General features: G+C 43.4%; 14 protein-coding genes. All 14 read left to right on the forward strand.

Annotation, left to right across the window (positions count from 1 at the left end; translation table 11 throughout):
- Positions 1–14: 14 nt before the first annotated feature.
- Positions 15–782: a TatD family hydrolase gene (locus ACSLUR_RS17250; RefSeq protein WP_116000463.1), complete on the forward strand. Its 768-nt coding sequence runs from the start codon at positions 15–17 to the stop codon at positions 780–782.
- 620 nt (positions 783–1,402) lie between these two features.
- Positions 1,403–2,632, forward strand: a complete 1,230-nt coding sequence (locus tag ACSLUR_RS17255) for a spore maturation protein (protein WP_448556563.1) — start codon at positions 1,403–1,405, stop codon at positions 2,630–2,632.
- A 147-nt stretch (positions 2,633–2,779) separates the two neighbouring features.
- On the forward strand, positions 2,780–3,496 hold the full coding sequence (locus ACSLUR_RS17260; protein WP_448556564.1) for a GntR family transcriptional regulator: 717 nt from the start codon (positions 2,780–2,782) through the stop codon (positions 3,494–3,496).
- A gap of 26 nt (positions 3,497–3,522) precedes the next feature.
- Positions 3,523–4,401, forward strand: coding sequence for a methylisocitrate lyase (gene prpB, locus ACSLUR_RS17265; RefSeq protein ID WP_448556619.1), 879 nt, complete (start codon positions 3,523–3,525; stop codon positions 4,399–4,401).
- A gap of 97 nt (positions 4,402–4,498) precedes the next feature.
- The gene (prpC, locus tag ACSLUR_RS17270; RefSeq protein ID WP_448556565.1) at positions 4,499–5,626 is read left to right on the forward strand and encodes a bifunctional 2-methylcitrate synthase/citrate synthase; all 1,128 of its coding nucleotides are present in this window, start codon (positions 4,499–4,501) and stop codon (positions 5,624–5,626) included.
- A gap of 198 nt (positions 5,627–5,824) precedes the next feature.
- Positions 5,825–8,503, forward strand: coding sequence for a Fe/S-dependent 2-methylisocitrate dehydratase AcnD (gene acnD, locus ACSLUR_RS17275; protein ID WP_448556566.1), 2,679 nt, complete (start codon positions 5,825–5,827; stop codon positions 8,501–8,503).
- Positions 8,496–9,674 carry a 2-methylaconitate cis-trans isomerase PrpF gene (gene prpF, locus ACSLUR_RS17280; protein ID WP_448556567.1) on the forward strand — a complete coding sequence of 393 codons (1,179 nt, stop codon included), beginning with the start codon at positions 8,496–8,498 and terminating at the stop codon, positions 9,672–9,674. Before acnD ends, prpF begins: the two co-directional genes overlap by 8 nt.
- A 124-nt stretch (positions 9,675–9,798) precedes the next feature.
- Positions 9,799–10,437, forward strand: a complete 639-nt coding sequence (locus ACSLUR_RS17285; protein WP_448556568.1) for a DUF2057 family protein — start codon at positions 9,799–9,801, stop codon at positions 10,435–10,437.
- A gap of 66 nt (positions 10,438–10,503) precedes the next feature.
- Positions 10,504–11,286 (forward strand): SIMPL domain-containing protein, encoded by a 783-nt coding sequence (locus ACSLUR_RS17290; RefSeq protein ID WP_448556569.1) that lies wholly within the window; start codon positions 10,504–10,506, stop codon positions 11,284–11,286.
- Between the two features lie 83 nt (positions 11,287–11,369).
- Positions 11,370–11,831, forward strand: coding sequence for a free L-methionine (R)-S-oxide reductase MsrC (gene msrC / locus ACSLUR_RS17295; protein ID WP_116000454.1), 462 nt, complete (start codon positions 11,370–11,372; stop codon positions 11,829–11,831).
- Positions 11,831–12,112 carry a hypothetical protein gene (locus ACSLUR_RS17300; RefSeq protein ID WP_116000453.1) on the forward strand — a complete coding sequence of 94 codons (282 nt, stop codon included), beginning with the start codon at positions 11,831–11,833 and terminating at the stop codon, positions 12,110–12,112. Before msrC ends, ACSLUR_RS17300 begins: the two co-directional genes overlap by 1 nt.
- A 20-nt stretch (positions 12,113–12,132) precedes the next feature.
- On the forward strand, positions 12,133–12,777 hold the full coding sequence (gene proQ / locus ACSLUR_RS17305; RefSeq protein ID WP_116013710.1) for an RNA chaperone ProQ: 645 nt from the start codon (positions 12,133–12,135) through the stop codon (positions 12,775–12,777).
- Between the two features lie 15 nt (positions 12,778–12,792).
- Positions 12,793–14,832 carry a carboxy terminal-processing peptidase gene (prc, locus tag ACSLUR_RS17310; protein ID WP_448556570.1) on the forward strand — a complete coding sequence of 680 codons (2,040 nt, stop codon included), beginning with the start codon at positions 12,793–12,795 and terminating at the stop codon, positions 14,830–14,832.
- Between the two features lie 275 nt (positions 14,833–15,107).
- Positions 15,108–16,574 (forward strand): Na+/H+ antiporter NhaC, encoded by a 1,467-nt coding sequence (gene nhaC, locus ACSLUR_RS17315; protein ID WP_448556571.1) that lies wholly within the window; start codon positions 15,108–15,110, stop codon positions 16,572–16,574.
- The last annotated feature ends 113 nt before the right edge of the window (positions 16,575–16,687 follow it).

Raw genomic sequence — 16,687 nt, forward strand, 5'->3', positions numbered from 1 at the left:
CAATTAGGTGTATTTTGTATATTGACTCTCACTGCCATTTAGATCGACTCGATCTTTCTGATTTTAACCAAAGTATTGCTAACGTCGTTTCTTCTGCTAGTGCAGTCGGCGTTGAAAAAATGTTATGCGTGAGCGTAACACTTGAAGAATTTCCCTCGATGGTCGAGAAAACGCTAGCTTTCGACAATGTTTATCTGTCGTGTGGCGTTCACCCACTTAATCAAGAGCACGTTACGTCAATCGATCAACTAGAGCAATTATCTGCAACGGATAAAGTCATTGCGATTGGTGAAACTGGCTTAGATTACTACTACGCGCCAGAAACGAAAGAATTGCAACTTGATGCTTTTGTTAAGCATATTCAGGTTGCGCGTAACGTAAAAAAACCGTTAATTATTCACACGCGTGATGCACGCCAAGATACCATTGATTTGCTGCGCAGCGAGCATGCCTCAGAAGTCGGTGGTATTTTACATTGCTTTACCGAAAACTGGGAAATGGCTAAGCAAGCGATTGATTTAGGGTTTTATATTTCATTCTCAGGCATTGTCACCTTTAAGAATGCACATGAACTAAGAGAGGTAGCTAAGCAAGTACCAGCGGACCGATTTCTCATTGAAACCGACTCTCCTTATTTAGCGCCAGTTCCGCATCGTGGCAAACAAAATCAACCCGCTTATGTGGTTGAAGTGGCCAAGCATTTAGCAAGTATTCGTGGCTGCTCTGTGGAAGATATTGCAAGACAATCGACTGAAAACTTTAATCAATTGTTCGAGCTTTAAACGGTTCAGCCTTTAGAAAAGTAGATGGAGATATTACGTAGGTTGTTGATAGAGAAATAAAAAAGGACCCGAAATAAACAGCAATTTCGGGTTCCAGGGGAATGGCTCAAAAGGAGTTGAGCCGTGCGCTAATTAACTTGTTCAGACTTCAATCAATAATCTTTGACCTAAATCCTTTTAAGTCTAACTATAGATTATGTTGGGTGACTACAACTTCAACCTAACTTCTATATAACAGAGCTTGCGAGCATATCTTAATCACCGCTATTCTATTGAACTTAATAATATATTCTTAATTTAAATACTGAAAGATTAAGAATCTGAATAATGTTTAAAAAATAGACAGTGTAAATTAAATTGTAGTGCAAACTGATAGCTTTGCGAGAAAATTCTGTATATTTTTTATCATGTTGAATTTGTTAAATAAAAATACAGTATAATGACGCATAGAACACAGTTTATCCCTTGCTTTTAAACTGGTTGTTAACATTTTATCTACAGCCTCATCATAGTAAAAAAGACAACTTTCTACCGTCATGACTAAAGGCTGAAGAGTAGATATAGGGATAGCAATTATGCCATCATATTGCAGCGTGCAATTTCACAAATAAGAATAACTTGTGCTAAACAAAATCTGGATCAGCTTCTTTTTTCTCGCTTTATTTTCATCACTACATCAATGGTTTTTTCTAGGCAATGGCGAAATCTTTTCAGCCGTTATCAATAGCATATTTGACATGTCGAAGGTTACCGTAGAAATTGCCATCGGCTTGATTGGTATTTTAAGCTTTTGGCTGGGAATGATGAAGATAGCTGAGCAAGCTGGGGTGATCAATCGCCTGTCATTAATGATCTCACCTTTGTTTCAAAAGCTGATGCCACAAGTGCCAAAAGGTCATCCGGCGATGGGCTCGATGACCATGAATCTATCAGCAAACTTTCTTGGGCTTGACAACGCAGCTACGCCTCTCGGGCTAAAAGCGATGCAAGACTTGCAAACTTTGAACCCCCAAAAAGACACCGCGACTGATGCACAAATTTTGTTTTTGGTACTTAACACTAGCTCGGTCACGCTCTTTCCAATCGCTGTGTTTGTTTATCGCGCACAGCAAGGGGCGGCAAACCCAACCGATGTGTTTATTCCTATTCTGCTGGCAACTTTTGCCTCTAGTTTTGCAGGTTTACTGGCCGTGGCTTACAAACAAAAAATTCAATTAATGCAGAAAGTGGTCTCGCTCTACTTTAGCGCTGGTGCAGCAGTGTTAATGGCGTTAATACTCTATTTTTCTCAGCTTAGCAGCGAACTACTGGCTCAGCAGTCGTCTATTTTAGGTAACTCGTTAATTTTCCTAACCATCATAGTGTTTATCTCAGTAGCAATGTGGCGCAAGATTAATGTTTACGACGCCTTTATAAATGGTGCTAAAGAGGGCTTCGAAACCAGTATCAAGCTGATCCCGTATTTATTAGCGATGTTGGTAGCGATAGGCGTGCTTCGTGCGAGCGGGGCATTAACCTTGATTGTCGACACTTTTCGCCATTTTGTCGCGTTATTAGGTTTTGATACGGCGTTTGTCGATGCGATGCCAACCGCTTTAATGAAACCCCTTAGTGGCTCGGGCTCACGCGCTATGATGATAGAGACCATGAATACTTATGGCGCTGACTCGTTTGCCGGGCGTTTAGCCTCTATTATGCAAGGTTCGACGGAAACCACCTTTTATGTATTGGCGGTTTATTTCGGCTCTGTGGGTATTCGCTATACCCGTCATGCGGTAACCTGTGGGCTGATTGCTGACTTTGCCGGCATGTTCGCTGCTATTTGCGTATGCTACTGGTTCTTTGGCTAGCCTATTAGCCTTCTCTATAAACAGGCTTTTACGCTAACCTTTTTCACTCTACTCTCAATTATTGTCGACAATATGTTCATATTCTGGTTGATCTTTAACTATCAATCACTATACTGAACTCAATGTTTATCAATTGTCGACAATCTAGTGTCAGTTAATCCTACCGAATACACACCAATTACTACTTCAGATAAAGTCTTTGTACAACTGCAACAAGCGATTGTTAGCGGTGAAATTCGCGCTGGTACAAAAATTAGTGAGCCAGAGCTTGCCAAGCAATATCAAATTTCTCGCTCTACCTTACGCGAAGCGCTAAATCGATTAGAAAAGTGCCATTTAATTGAGCGCAAAGCGAATGTTGGCTCAAAAGTCGTTGATTGCACGGTCGAAGGTTTACTTGACTTGTACATTGCGCGAGAGGCACTAGAAGGTATGGCTTGTCGTCAAGCTGCGGTCAATATGTCGGATGAAGAAATTGCAGCGATGAAGGCAATGCTCGCTGAGCACGCGAAAGCAAAAGCGCTGCAAGACGGCATCGCTTATTACCAGGAAGAAGGCGATCTAGATTTTCACTACAAAGTCATTTTGGGCAGCCATAATCAACAACTCATTAATATTTTATGTGGCCAGCTGTATTACTTACTGCGTATGTACCGCTGTCAGTTTGGCATGAATAGCCCACGAGCGAGTCGCGCATTCGATGAGCATTCGCGCATTATCGAAGCCATTGCTGATCGCGATGGAGAATTAGCAGAACTCTTGATGCGTCGGCATATCGCTGCATCTCGCAAGAACATAGAAAACAAAATAGCGCAGCTGGCATCAGCTAAGCACTCGCTTAATACAGACACTACAACAGGGTAATAAGGGGTAGTTATATGTCAATACCAATGTCAGCAGGGGCTAAATTTAGACAAGCACTTGCCAATAATAAACCGTTACAAATTGTCGGTACAATCAATGCTTATTGCGCCATGATGGCGGAACAACTAGGGCATCAAGCCATTTATTTATCGGGTGGCGGCGTAGCAAACGCATCTTACGGTTTGCCAGATCTAGGTATGACGTCACTTAACGATGTTATCGCCGATGTTCAGCGAATTACATCTGCATCTAGCTTACCTTTGATGGTCGATATTGATACTGGTTGGGGCGGTGCGTTTAACATTGCTAAAACTATTCGCGATATGGAAAAGGCGGGGGCAGCAGCAGTACATATTGAAGATCAAGTGGCGCAAAAGCGCTGTGGCCACAGGCCAAATAAAGAAATTGTATCCACCGAAGAAATGGTTGATCGCATTAAAGCAGCAGTCGATGCCCGCACTGATGATGACTTTTTTATCATGGCACGCACCGACGCGTTTGCTCAAGAAGGTCTAGAAAAAGCACTTGAGCGCGCAAAAGCGTATGTTGCTGCCGGTGCAGACGGCATTTTTGCGGAAGCTGTGCAAACTGAAGCGCATTATCGTGCCTTTGCTGAGGCGTTAGATGTGCCAATTTTAGCGAACATTACCGAATTTGGTAAAACCGAGTTGTGGAACAAAGCGCAATTAGGTGAGTGGGGCTGCGCTATGGTGCTTTATCCACTTTCGGCATTTAGAGCAATGAACAAAGCGGCTGAGTCAGTTTATAAAACATTGTTGGTTGACGGCGATCAAACAGCCGAAATCGACAATATGCAAACGCGTATGGAATTATATGATTACTTGGGGTATCACGAGTACGAGCAAAAACTCGACTCATTGTTTGCCGAAGGTAAAAATAAGTAAAAATGCAGTAAAAAGAATAAAAAAGCTGCATGCCATCTAACCGTCAGAGTATGAGGCAAAGCAGCTAACAACAAGTGAATTTATGGAGGAAAGTGTAATGGTTGATAAGAAACTCGGTGGTGCCGGTTTACGTGGGCAAAGTGCGGGCGAAACTGCCCTATGCACAGTGGGTAAATCAGGCTCAGGTTTAACCTATCGCGGTTACGACATTAAAGATTTAGCCGCAAATGCACAATTTGAGGAAGTGGCCCATTTGCTACTTTACGGCAAATTACCTAATCAAACTGAGCTCACGGCTTATAAAGCACGCATAAAAGGAATGCGAGGTTTACCCGCACCATTAAAAGTTGTGTTGGAAAATATTCCGAAAGATGCCCATCCAATGGATGTAATGCGTACAGGTTGCTCTATGTTGGGTAATTTGGAAACAGAACAGAGCGATTTTTCTGATCAACTTGACCACATGGATCGCATGTTGGCGGTGTTTCCGGGCTTGATTAACTATTGGTACAACTTCAGCCATCACGGTATTCGTGTCGAGGTTGAAACTGAAGCAGACTCAATCGCTGAGCAATTTCTTTGGACGCTACACAATAAAAAACCAGAGCCATTGCATGTCGATGTGATGCATGCCTCGTTGGTGCTATACGCAGAGCATGAATTTAATGCGTCAACCTTTACTGGCCGCGTTTGTGCTTCAACCTTATCAGATATTCATTCGGTTGTTACTGGCGCCATTGGATCATTGCGCGGTCCATTGCATGGCGGAGCCAATGAAGCGGCCATGGAGATGATTGAAGATTGGCAAAGTGCTGATGAAGCCGAAGCCAATATTATGGGCATGCTTGAGCGTAAAGAAAAGATTATGGGCTTTGGTCATGCGGTTTATCGCGAGTCAGATCCGCGTAATGCGATCATTAAGGAATGGTCTAAAAAGCTAGCTGAGCAAACTGGCGATACACGTTTATATGATGTTTCTGAGCGTTGTGAAGCGGTGATGTGGCGTGAGAAAAAACTCTTCTGTAATGCCGATTTCTTCCACGCCTCTGCGTATAACTTTATGGGCATTCCGACGAAGCTGTTTACGCCAATTTTTGTTTGCTCAAGAGTCGCGGGTTGGACTGCACATGCGATGGAGCAACGAGCTAATAATCGAATCATTCGACCGTCTGCTGATTATATCGGGGAAGACGCACGCGATTATGTTGCGATTGAAAACAGATAGTGGCGGCTAGTTGACGTCGTTTGTTAACCAGCAATATGGCTTGGAATACTCGCATAGTTAACTAGACGAGTATTCCCCTAGTAAGCTTCTTCGCAACGGCTAGATCACAGATTAAGGCTGTAATCTCAGTATTTACCGCTAATTAGCCTTTATATTTTCTAATCACTTTCCAGCTATTAGAGCACAAGTTATCAGATCATGAATACAAATTACCGCAAACCATTAACTGGCACTCAGCTAGATTATTTCGATACCCGCCAAGCAATAGAAGATATTGAGCCGGGTAGTTATCAAAAATTACCTTACACGTCACGCGTATTAGCGGAGCAATTAGTACGTCGCTGCGAACCTGAAAACTTGACAGCCGCATTGCAGCAAATCATTGGCAATAAACGTGATTTAGACTTTCCTTGGTATCCCGCTCGCGTTGTTTGCCACGATATCTTAGGACAAACGGCACTCGTTGATTTAGCGGGCCTGCGTGATGCTATCGCCGAGCAAGGAGGCAATCCTGCCAAAGTCAATCCTGTGGTGCCCACTCAACTGATTGTTGATCACTCGTTAGCCGTGGAACACGGCGGCTTTGAAGCTAATGCGTTTGAGAAAAACCGCGCTATTGAGGACAGACGCAATGAAGACAGATTCCACTTTATAGAATGGACCAAAACTGCTTTTGAAAATGTTGATGTTATACCTGCGGGTAACGGCATTATGCATCAAATAAACTTAGAGAAAATGTCGCCAGTCATTCAAGCACGTGATGGCGTTGCCTTTCCTGATACTTGTGTTGGCACTGACTCGCACACTCCACATGTTGATGCTCTGGGGGTTATCGCTATTGGGGTTGGTGGTCTAGAAGCTGAAACAGTGATGTTAGGCCGCCCATCCATGATGCGCTTGCCTGATATTGTTGGTGTTAAATTGGTCGGTAAGCGCCAACCGGGCATTACCGCAACCGATATCGTTTTAGCGATTACGGAATTTCTTCGCAACGAAAAAGTCGTGTCGAGCTACTTAGAATTTTTCGGTGAAGGTGCGTCAAGCCTAACTATAGGTGACAGGGCAACCATCTCGAATATGACGCCAGAATATGGCGCGTCTGCTGGGATGTTTTATATCGATCAGCAAACTTTAGATTACTTGACCATTACTGGTCGTGAGCCAGAGCAAGTCGCTTTAGTTGAAAATTATGCAAAAACTACAGGTTTGTGGGCAGACGACTTAGCAAGTGCTCAATACGAACGTGTCTTAACCTTTGATTTATCAAGCGTCACGCGTAATATGGCAGGGCCTTCTAACCCACACCGCCGTTTGCCGACATCTGACTTACAAGCGCTAGGCGTGGCAGGTCAGTGGCACTCACCAGAGCTGGATAACTGGCAAGGTAATATGCCTGATGGAGCTTGTATTATTGCGGCAATTACCTCTTGTACAAATACCTCAAACCCAAGAAATGTCGTCGCTGCAGGACTAGTGGCTAAGCGCGCTAATGAATTGGGCTTGGTACGTAAGCCTTGGGTTAAAACCTCATTTGCCCCCGGCTCAAAAGTGGCCAAGCTGTACTTAGAAGAAGCTGGCTTGCTAACCGAACTTGAGCAATTAGGCTTTGGGATAGTCGCGTATGCTTGTACTACTTGTAATGGTATGTCTGGGGCATTAGACCCACAAATTCAACAAGAAGTGATTGACCGCGACTTGTATGCTACGGCCGTACTTTCAGGTAATCGCAACTTTGATGGCCGCATTCACCCTTACGCGAAACAAGCGTTTTTAGCGTCTCCGCCACTTGTAGTTGCCTATGCGATTGCTGGTACTGTGCGCTTTGATATCGAGCAAGATGTACTTGGCATCGATAAGAACGGTGAGCCAATTACGTTAAAAGATATTTGGCCAAGCGATGAAGAAATTGACGCCATCGTCAACGCTGCGGTAAAACCTGAACAGTTTAAAAAGATTTACGAGCCTATGTTTGATAGAGGTAAAGTGTTTAATAAGGATATCGACTTAAAAGTCGAATTTGGTGACGAGCAAAATCCGTATACCGATCCGCTTTATCAATGGCGCGAAATGTCTACCTACATTCGCCGTCCACCTTATTGGGCAACAGAAGGAGAGGGAGCGTTAGCTGGTGAGCGTAAGATGACAGGCATGCGCCCACTAGCGGTTTTAGGGGACAATATCACCACCGACCATCTGTCGCCGTCGAACGCTATTCTTGCCAGCTCAGCTGCTGGTGAGTACCTCGCGAAAATGGGGCTGCCGGAAGAAGATTTTAACTCGTACGCGACGCATCGCGGCGATCATTTAACCGCGCAGCGGGCAACTTTTGCTAACCCTAAACTCTTTAACGAAATGTGCCGCGATGGCAATGGTGAGGTAATCCAAGGATCACTTGCCCGTGTTGAACCGGAAGGTATACAAACTCGCATGTGGGAAGCGATTGAAACATATATGGCGCGCAAACAGCCGCTGTGCATTATTGCTGGTGCTGACTATGGACAAGGTTCGTCACGAGACTGGGCAGCAAAAGGTGTTCGCTTAGCAGGTGTTGAAGTGATTGTTGCAGAAGGGTTTGAACGTATTCACCGAACTAACTTGATAGGTATGGGAGTTTTACCGCTAGAGTTTGTTAACGGTGATACCCGTAACACCTACCAAATTGACGGTAGTGAAACCTTTGATGTGCAAGGACAAACCTCACCGGGCGGTGCCATGACAGTGGTGATGACCCGTCAGCAAGGTGCTAATGCTGGCGAGCAAATTAATATTCCAGTGAAGTGCCGCTTAGATACTGCTGAAGAAGTGATTGTGCACGCAGCAGGCGGGGTATTACAAAAATTTGCTCAGGATTTTTTAGAGGCAGCAAGCAATGACTAGCGCACCACAAGTAAAAATTCCCGCCACCTATATGCGCGGCGGAACCTCGAAAGGCGTGTTTTTCAGCCTATCCGACTTGCCAGAGCGCTGCCAAGTACCGGGCGAAGCACGAGATAATCTATTGCTGCGCGTCATTGGCTCACCGGATCCTTATGGTAAACAAACCGATGGCATGGGCGGGGCAACCTCCAGCACATCAAAAACTGTGATTGTTGCTAAATCTACTCAAGCAGATCACGATGTGGATTATTTGTTTGGTCAAGTGGCAATTGATAGGCCATTTGTTGATTGGTCTGGCAACTGTGGCAATTTAACTGCTGCTGTTGGCGCCTTTGCGATTATGTCGGGCTTGGTTGAACCGCCAAAAATACCGGAAAACGGCGTTTGTACTGTACGTATTTGGCAGCAAAATATTGGCAAAACCATTATTGCGCAAGTACCTATCACTAGCGGTGAAGTGCAAGAAACCGGCGATTTTGAGTTGGATGGTGTGACTTTCCCCGCGGCAGAGGTACCTGTTGAGTTTATTGAGCCAGTTGATCCCAGCGAAGCCATGTTCCCAACGGGTAATCTTGTCGACCAGCTTGAGGTGCCAGAAATTGGCACTTTTAATGCGACGTTAATTAATGCCGGTATTCCAACCATTTTCTTAGATGCCGCAGAAATAGGTTACCTAGGGACTGAGCTGCAAGACGATATTAACAACTCGGCTGAAAAGCTGGCCTATTTTGAGAAAATTCGCACTGCGGGCGCGCTGAAAATGGGGTTGATTAATCACCCTGATGAAGCAAAAACACGCCAACATACGCCTAAAGTTGCGTTTGTTGCGCCTGCTCAAAGTTATCAGGCGTCAAGCGGTAAGCTAATATCGGCGGATGAAATAGATATCAACGTTAGAGCCTTATCAATGGGCAAGTTACATCATGCCATGATGGGCACGGCTGCGGTGGCCATTGCCAGTGCCGCTGCTATCTCTGGTACAGTTGTTAATAGTGCGGCAGGTGGTGGTGAGCGAGACAGTGTCGTTTTCGGTCACCCTTCAGGTACGTTAAAAGTGGGTGCGAAGGCGAGTGATAATGACGGGCAGTGGCGGATTGATAAAGCTGTGATGAGTCGAAGCGCTCGACTGCTAATGGAAGGGCGAGTGGCAGTGCCTGCGGATAGCTTTTAGTACGATTAGGACAATAAACATGAAAAAGCACCAGTTGGTGCTTTTTCTTTGGGTTATGATTGCCTAAAATAAGGGCATCAAGATTCTTTGGCTCATGAGCCAAAAACCATAAAATTCAATTAATATGAAATCACCCTTAATCTCCTCGTTAAAGCTTATTAGCCTTGCGACAAGTTTTTTTATTCTTTTCAATGCTCAGAGTTTATCTGCCAAAGAACTTATTTTTCCTGACGTTTACGAAGTTTTAAAAGTTAATGGCGATTCATTTAGCCGTGGCTTGTTTGAATCTGAAAGCAAGATTACCTTGCCTGTTGGCCGCCACGTGATTCTATATCGTTACAGCGAGCTTTTTGAGGATGCCGATAACGACGATCATGTAAAGGTTAAATCTGATCAATTTGTTTTGGTTGTCAATAAAGCAGAAGAAACCATTGAAGTTTTATCTCCTAGAAACCAAGAAGAAAAACAAGCGCGTGAATATGCGAAATCGCCATCTTTAACATTAACGACTTCAAGTGACAAAAAGGTCTTATACCAAACTTTTGCGTTGGCCGATTTTGAGCAGCGTCAATATCAATCGGTATTAGACACTCGTTCTAGTAACGAGGAAGCGTTAGCTAAACCTGCAATGCTGCCAGCACTCCCTAAGCAAGAAGGTAGCGATAGAAAAGCTCATTCTCGTGCATTAGACATGCTCAATTACTGGTGGCAGCAAGCAAGTGAACAAGAAAAAACTGCCTTTAAACAACAACACAATTTATAGTCGATGATGCTTAGCTAGCGTCACTAATATCACTCATATCACTCATATCACTAACCAGGAGGCCAGATGAAGCTCAGGTTATTTCTTTTCGCTTTACTTGCGATTAACAGCAATCATTTATTTGCTGAACAAGCTAAAGGTATTACCGTTGTTGGCAAAGCATCGATTGCTAAGGCACCCGATCAATTTAAAGTGGTCTTTACGCTTGAACAGCGCACGGCAATCATTGCTAAAGCCAAGGCCAAAATAGATCAACAAACCAATTTGCTAACGCGCGCGGCCAAAGCAATGCGCATCAAAGATGATGATATCAAAACGACTAGCGTTCAAGTGGTGCCGATTTACCCCAAACCAAATACCAACCTTCATCGAGTGTATGTTGAGCAAGACTTTAATCAAAGTGATGGTGTGGTTGCCTTAAATGGCAATGCAGAATCTAAAGTTAAGGCGAGACCTGATCGCGCGGAGATTGTCTTTGATCTTCGTCGTCAAGTGGAAGTGATATTAACGGATGTTGATGATTATGAGCGTTTGTTGGATAAGGCGTTAAAAATTGGCGTAACACGCATTTCTCCTGTGCAATCAAGCCTCGCTAAAGCAGAAACACTATACCAGCAAGCATTGACTCAAGCAGTAGCTAATGCAAAAACTAAAGCGTTACGTTTGGCTGAAAATTTAGGCGTAGAATTAGGGCCAGTACAAATGTTGAACGAACATGCTTATCGAGCGCCTGGGCAAGTGATGATGGCCGCTGAAGCGTTTGATGGCGCTCGACAGATGAAAAGTTATTCAGGAACGAGTGAGATTAGCGCAGAGGTAACCGTTACATTTATGTTAAAAAGCAATTAAATGCTAACGGTAAGCGATTAAAACTTTAATTTAAGGCGTTATCAAGGTATCTTTAGCGCTTTTTAACGGTGTTGTTAGATTTAATGGATAAGACCGCATTTTATCAGCAGTTATACAAGCAAGTGGCTGCTATTATTGAGGGTGAGCATGACCTAATTGCTAACATGGCAAACATCAGCGCACTTTTATTTGAGTCATTAGAATATGTTAACTGGGCAGGCTTTTACCGTCGTGAAGGTGATGGCCTAGTGCTAGGGCCGTTTCAAGGTAAAGTTGCTTGTATTCGCATTCCTCTAGGTAAGGGGGTTTGTGGTACAGCAGCAGCAACAGCACAAACGCAGCGTATTGCTGATGTGCATGCTTTTGAAGGCCATATTGCTTGCGATGCTGCGAGCAATTCTGAAATTGTTATTCCAGTAAAATTAAATGACGAAGTGGTTGCGGTACTTGATATAGACAGCATCGAATACGACCGCTTTGAACAAGCAGACCAAGATGGCTTAGAAGCCATAGTGCGTTTACTTGAGCAACAAGCTGCTAGCTAATGAAAGAGTTTGTCGTTATTCACGATTACTTAGTTTCAGAAGCTGTGGTAGGCGACTGGGACGGTGAAGAAGAGCTAGTTGCTGAACGCATTAATGAAATCTATCACGCACTATACGATATGGCAGAAGATGATATCGCTCCTGAAGAGCTTATCGCTATTCTCGCGTTAGTGTGGGACACCTGGATTCCGCAAGAAGCACTTCCAGAATTAGATATGGAAGATATTTATGATTGGTGTCGACATGTTATGACAAATCGAGACCAGTACATTCAACAGTAATTGAGTATATAAGTTGTATTATGGAAACTAAAAGAACTAGCAGCAAAGAAATTATTGCCTATTTAGCAGAAAAATTTCCTGCGTGCTTTAGCATAGAAGGTGCTGCTAAGCCTTTAAAAATTGGCATTTTCCAAGATTTAGCTGAGCAATTAAGTGAAGATGAAACGGTCAGTAAAACACGTTTACGTCAAGCACTTCGTCACTACACTAGTAGCTGGCGTTACCTGAAGTCAATTAAAGTTGGCAGTCACCGCGTTGACTTAGCAGGCAACAATGCTGAAGCAATTGATGAAGCGCAAGCAGAGTACGCTGCGAAGACGCTCAAAGAAAGCCAAGATAAATTTGCTAACAAAAAACAGCAAGACAACAAAGACAAAAAGCCTTATAAGGGTAAGAAGAACAACAACGCACAAGCTGCTGGCGACAACAAGCGTAGCCAGAAGTTTAAAGCTGTTAAATCACCTACTAAGCGTGCACCAAAACCAGCGGTTGAGCTAAAGCCTGTAGAATCAACTACAATAAAGGTCAACCAACAAGTTAAGGTGCGAATTGGTCAAGCACCAATGAATGCGACCATTACAGAAGTAGCAGGTGATGATATTAGTGTTCAACTTGACTCAGGAATGGTGATTAAAACTCACATTCAAAATATTTTCTCCGAATAATATGAGGTAACTGGCATGCAAAAATTTTGTCGTATAGCACTTGCCATATCGCTAGCATTTTCTGCCAATGTAATGGCAGAAAAGGTTCAAGAACCTGACGCTCTTCCAACGTTAAAACCTGAAAGCCAACACGCTACCGCCAGTAAGCGCATTACGGCACAATTTACCCGTGCCCATTATAAGCAAATAAAAGTTGACGATCTGCTCTCTGAGCAGATTTTCGACCGCTATATCAAGCAACTTGATTACGCTAAGAATGTTTTTCTAGCGTCTGATATCGAAAAATTTGCCAAGTACCGCGATGATTTTGATCAAGTGATTGCTCGTGGCAAGCTTGATATTGCTTATGAAATTTATAACCTTAATCTGCAACGTCGTTTAGAGCGTTATGAGTACGCTCTGACATTGCTAGAAAAGCCATTCGACTTCACGGTTGATGAAGTTTATGCCTATGACCGCGAAGATGCCGCCGCACCGCAGAGCGTTGAAGAGCTGAATGAACTTTGGCGTCAAAAAGTAAAGTATGATGCCTTGAACTTAACGCTTGCTGGCAAAGAATGGGAAAAAATCCAAGAAATTCTCGGTAAACGATACCGCTATGCTATCCGTCGCTTAAAGCAAAGTGAAAGCGAAGATGTTTTCCAAATTGTGATGAATAGCTTTGCTCGTGTTGTTGAGCCTCACACTTCTTATTTATCACCACGCAATGCTGAACGTTTCCAAATGGAGATGAACCTTTCACTTGAAGGTATCGGTGCTGTGTTGCGTGCAGAAGAAGACTACACAGTTATTCAAAGCATTGTGAATGGCGGCCCAGCCGATAAATCAAACGAACTAAAGCCTAAAGATCGCATTGTTGGTGTTGCACAAGACCAAGACGATTTTGTTGATGTGATTGGCTGGCGCTTAGATGATGTTGTTGACTTAATCAAAGGGCCAAAAGGTAGTAATGTTCGTTTACAAGTACTGCCTGGCGACTCAGATGATTCATCGAATATTAAAGTTGTCTCAATTGTTCGAGATAAAATTAAGTTAGAAGACAGAGCAGCTAAGTCTGAAGTTTATTACGAGCATGATTTAGAACAAAGTGGTAAGAAGCTTGGCGTTATCACTATTCCTAGCTTTTACAACAATTTATCACGTGATGTGAAAAAAGAACTTGAAAAGCTCAAGTCTGAGAAAGTCGAGGGCGTTATTGTTGATTTACGCGGTAATGGCGGTGGTTCGTTAACGGAAGCGACGTTATTAACCGGCTTGTTTATCGACAAGGGACCAGTTGTTCAAGTACGCGATGGTGCGAATCGTGTGCAAGTCAACAGTGATCGCGATGGTTTTAGCTATTATGATGGCCCGTTAACTGTCATGGTCGATCGCTACAGTGCATCTGCTAGCGAAATATTCTCTGCTGCAATTCAAGACTATGGTCGTGGTGTTATTGTCGGTGAACAAACCTTTGGCAAGGGCACTGTGCAACAGCACCGTGGGCTAGGTCGAGTATATGATTTGTTTGATAAGCCGTTTGGTAGCATTCAGTTCACGATCGCTAAGTTTTATCGCATTAACGGTGGTTCAACGCAACACCGTGGTGTAACGCCTGACATCTTATTCCCTTCGGCAATTGATCCTGCGGAGTGGGGCGAGAGTAAAGAAGAAAATGCACTGCCTTGGGACCAGATCGCCAAAGCAAAATATCGAATGCTTGATGATATTACCACCGATGTTTCATATCTTGACTCATTACACCAAGAGCGTATTAAAGCGAATGCTGAATTTAGCTACTTGCTAAGTGATATTGAAGAATACAAGCAAGAGAAAGACGACAAGTCGATTTCGCTTAATCTAGTTGCACGTAAAGAAAAACGTGAAGCGCGTAAAGCTAAACAGCTCGTCAGAGCAAATGAACGTTTAACGATGCTGGGGCTAAAAACGGTAGAAAGCCTAGACGATTTACCTGATGAGCTTGATGAAATCGATCCTTTCTTAGATGAAGCGGCGAAAATCACCTACGATTTAGTTGCATTGGGAAAAGTGGTAAAAAACAAAGTCACTCAATAACAGCAAAGCGCAGTCTAACGAATAAAACGCCATTTAGCGGTTAGCTAGATGGCGTTTTTCTTTGTTCGTTCCTTGTTACCAGCTACACATGCCGCTCTAGTGTTTAGATTTTTATACAACGAAAGCGAATAGTTATTGCGAAGAGGTTATCCCACCAAACAAATTTTAGTATAATTGCTTTAATAAATGTCTTGCAGTCACCGACTTGTCTAGGCAGATTAATACATCTCGCCGCCCCGGCGAATATAATAATTATTTCAGGGTTTATATAAATAATGTCACAACCTCTTGATTCGCAGCCTAGAATCCCGAGCATGCTGGATGCATTTATTCCGATAATTGCACTGATTGCCATGCTTTCTACCGCAGTAGTTTATTTTGGTGATAACTCGTCTTATGGTCCCAACCAAATAGCCTTATTAATCGCAATGGGTATTGCGATCATCATTGGCTTGAAAAATGGTTTTGATTGGCACTCTATTGAAAAAGCCATTGTTAACGGTATTTCATTGTCGCTCAGTGCGGTTCTGATTTTGTTAGCCGTTGGTTCGCTTATTGGTACTTGGTTATTATCGGGTACCGTACCAACGCTGGTTTATTTTGGTCTACAAATTATTGATCCCAGTTGGTTCTATGCTGCAGCCTGTGTGGTGTGTGGTATTGTCGCCATGAGTATTGGTAGTTCATGGACTACTGCAGCCACTGTCGGTGTTGCCTTTATTGGGATAGCAACTGGTTTTGAAATGTCGACCGCTGTAACTGCTGGTGCGGTAATTTCTGGTGCCTATTTTGGTGATAAGTTGTCGCCATTATCTGAAACAACAAACTTGGCACCAGCGGTAGCAGGTACTGAGCTATTTGCCCATATTCGCAATATGCTTTGGACAACGGTGCCTTCAATTACTATAGCGTTAATTCTATTTTTAATTATTGGTTTTGATCATTCAGGGCAGGGTACAGGCAATACTGACAGCATAACTACGCTAACTTCTACGCTTGAAGCGACTTACAATATTTCAGCGTTAAACCTTATCCCGTTAGCTGTGTTATTAACATTAGCCTACAAAAAAATGCCAGCGTTCCCTGCCGTATCGGTAGGTGCTTTAATTGGTGCTGTGTGGGCAGTGATTTTTCAACAAGAGTTAATCGCGACTATGGCCGCCGAGGGCGTTCAAGGCGTCAAGGCAACCATTATGGTGGTTTGGACAGCATTTTTTGATGGTGTAACCGTCGATACTGGTAATGCCAACATTGATGAACTGTTAAGCCGTGGGGGTATGTCAAGCATGCTTAACACCATCTGGCTAGTGATGACGGCGTTGAGCTTTGGCGCAGTGTTAGAACATTTGGGGATGTTACGTCGCTTTGTTGATGCCATTTTAGCCGCGGCTAAATCAACAGGTAGTTTGATTGCCAGCACAGTGGCTACCTGTATCGGTACCAACCTAATTACCGCCGATCAGTATATGGCAATAGTCATGCCTGGTCGCATGTATAAAGAAGAATATGAACGCAGAGGCTTCCATCCAACGACGTTAAGCAGAACACTAGAAGATTCAGGCACTATCACTTCGCCACTGATCCCATGGAATACTTGTGGTGCATTTATGATGGGGGCATTGGCATTAGGTTCTTATGAGTATATTTTTTACTGCTTCTTTAATATTATTAACCCAATACTAGCGATTATTTATGGTTACGCTGGCTTTAAAATGAATAAAATGTCTGAGCAGCCTGCCTAGCGTCAATGGCGCTAGCATGAATAATTATCTATTTTAATTTGTAAAGGCCTGCTTCGAGCAGGCTTTTTATTTGAATTTTTCGTAAGTTACTAAAAACACATTTCGAGACAAGC

This window comes from Thalassotalea montiporae (assembly GCF_053485855.1).

Bases quoted from the DNA above. Each gene is read 5' to 3' on its own strand.
- prpF (WP_448556567.1), top strand. From the start codon at position 8,496: ATGACTAGCGCACCACAAGTAAAAATTCCCGCCACCTATATGCGCGGC.
- prc (WP_448556570.1), top strand. From the start codon at position 12,793: ATGCAAAAATTTTGTCGTATAGCACTTGCCATATCGCTAGCATTTTCT.
- msrC (WP_116000454.1), top strand. From the start codon at position 11,370: ATGGATAAGACCGCATTTTATCAGCAGTTATACAAGCAAGTGGCTGCT.
- acnD (WP_448556566.1), top strand. From the start codon at position 5,825: ATGAATACAAATTACCGCAAACCATTAACTGGCACTCAGCTAGATTAT.
- proQ (WP_116013710.1), top strand. From the start codon at position 12,133: ATGGAAACTAAAAGAACTAGCAGCAAAGAAATTATTGCCTATTTAGCA.
- ACSLUR_RS17285 (WP_448556568.1), top strand. From the start codon at position 9,799: ATGAAATCACCCTTAATCTCCTCGTTAAAGCTTATTAGCCTTGCGACA.
- prpC (WP_448556565.1), top strand. From the start codon at position 4,499: ATGGTTGATAAGAAACTCGGTGGTGCCGGTTTACGTGGGCAAAGTGCG.
- ACSLUR_RS17300 (WP_116000453.1), top strand. From the start codon at position 11,831: ATGAAAGAGTTTGTCGTTATTCACGATTACTTAGTTTCAGAAGCTGTG.
- ACSLUR_RS17290 (WP_448556569.1), top strand. From the start codon at position 10,504: ATGAAGCTCAGGTTATTTCTTTTCGCTTTACTTGCGATTAACAGCAAT.
- prpB (WP_448556619.1), top strand. From the start codon at position 3,523: ATGTCAGCAGGGGCTAAATTTAGACAAGCACTTGCCAATAATAAACCG.
- nhaC (WP_448556571.1), top strand. From the start codon at position 15,108: ATGTCACAACCTCTTGATTCGCAGCCTAGAATCCCGAGCATGCTGGAT.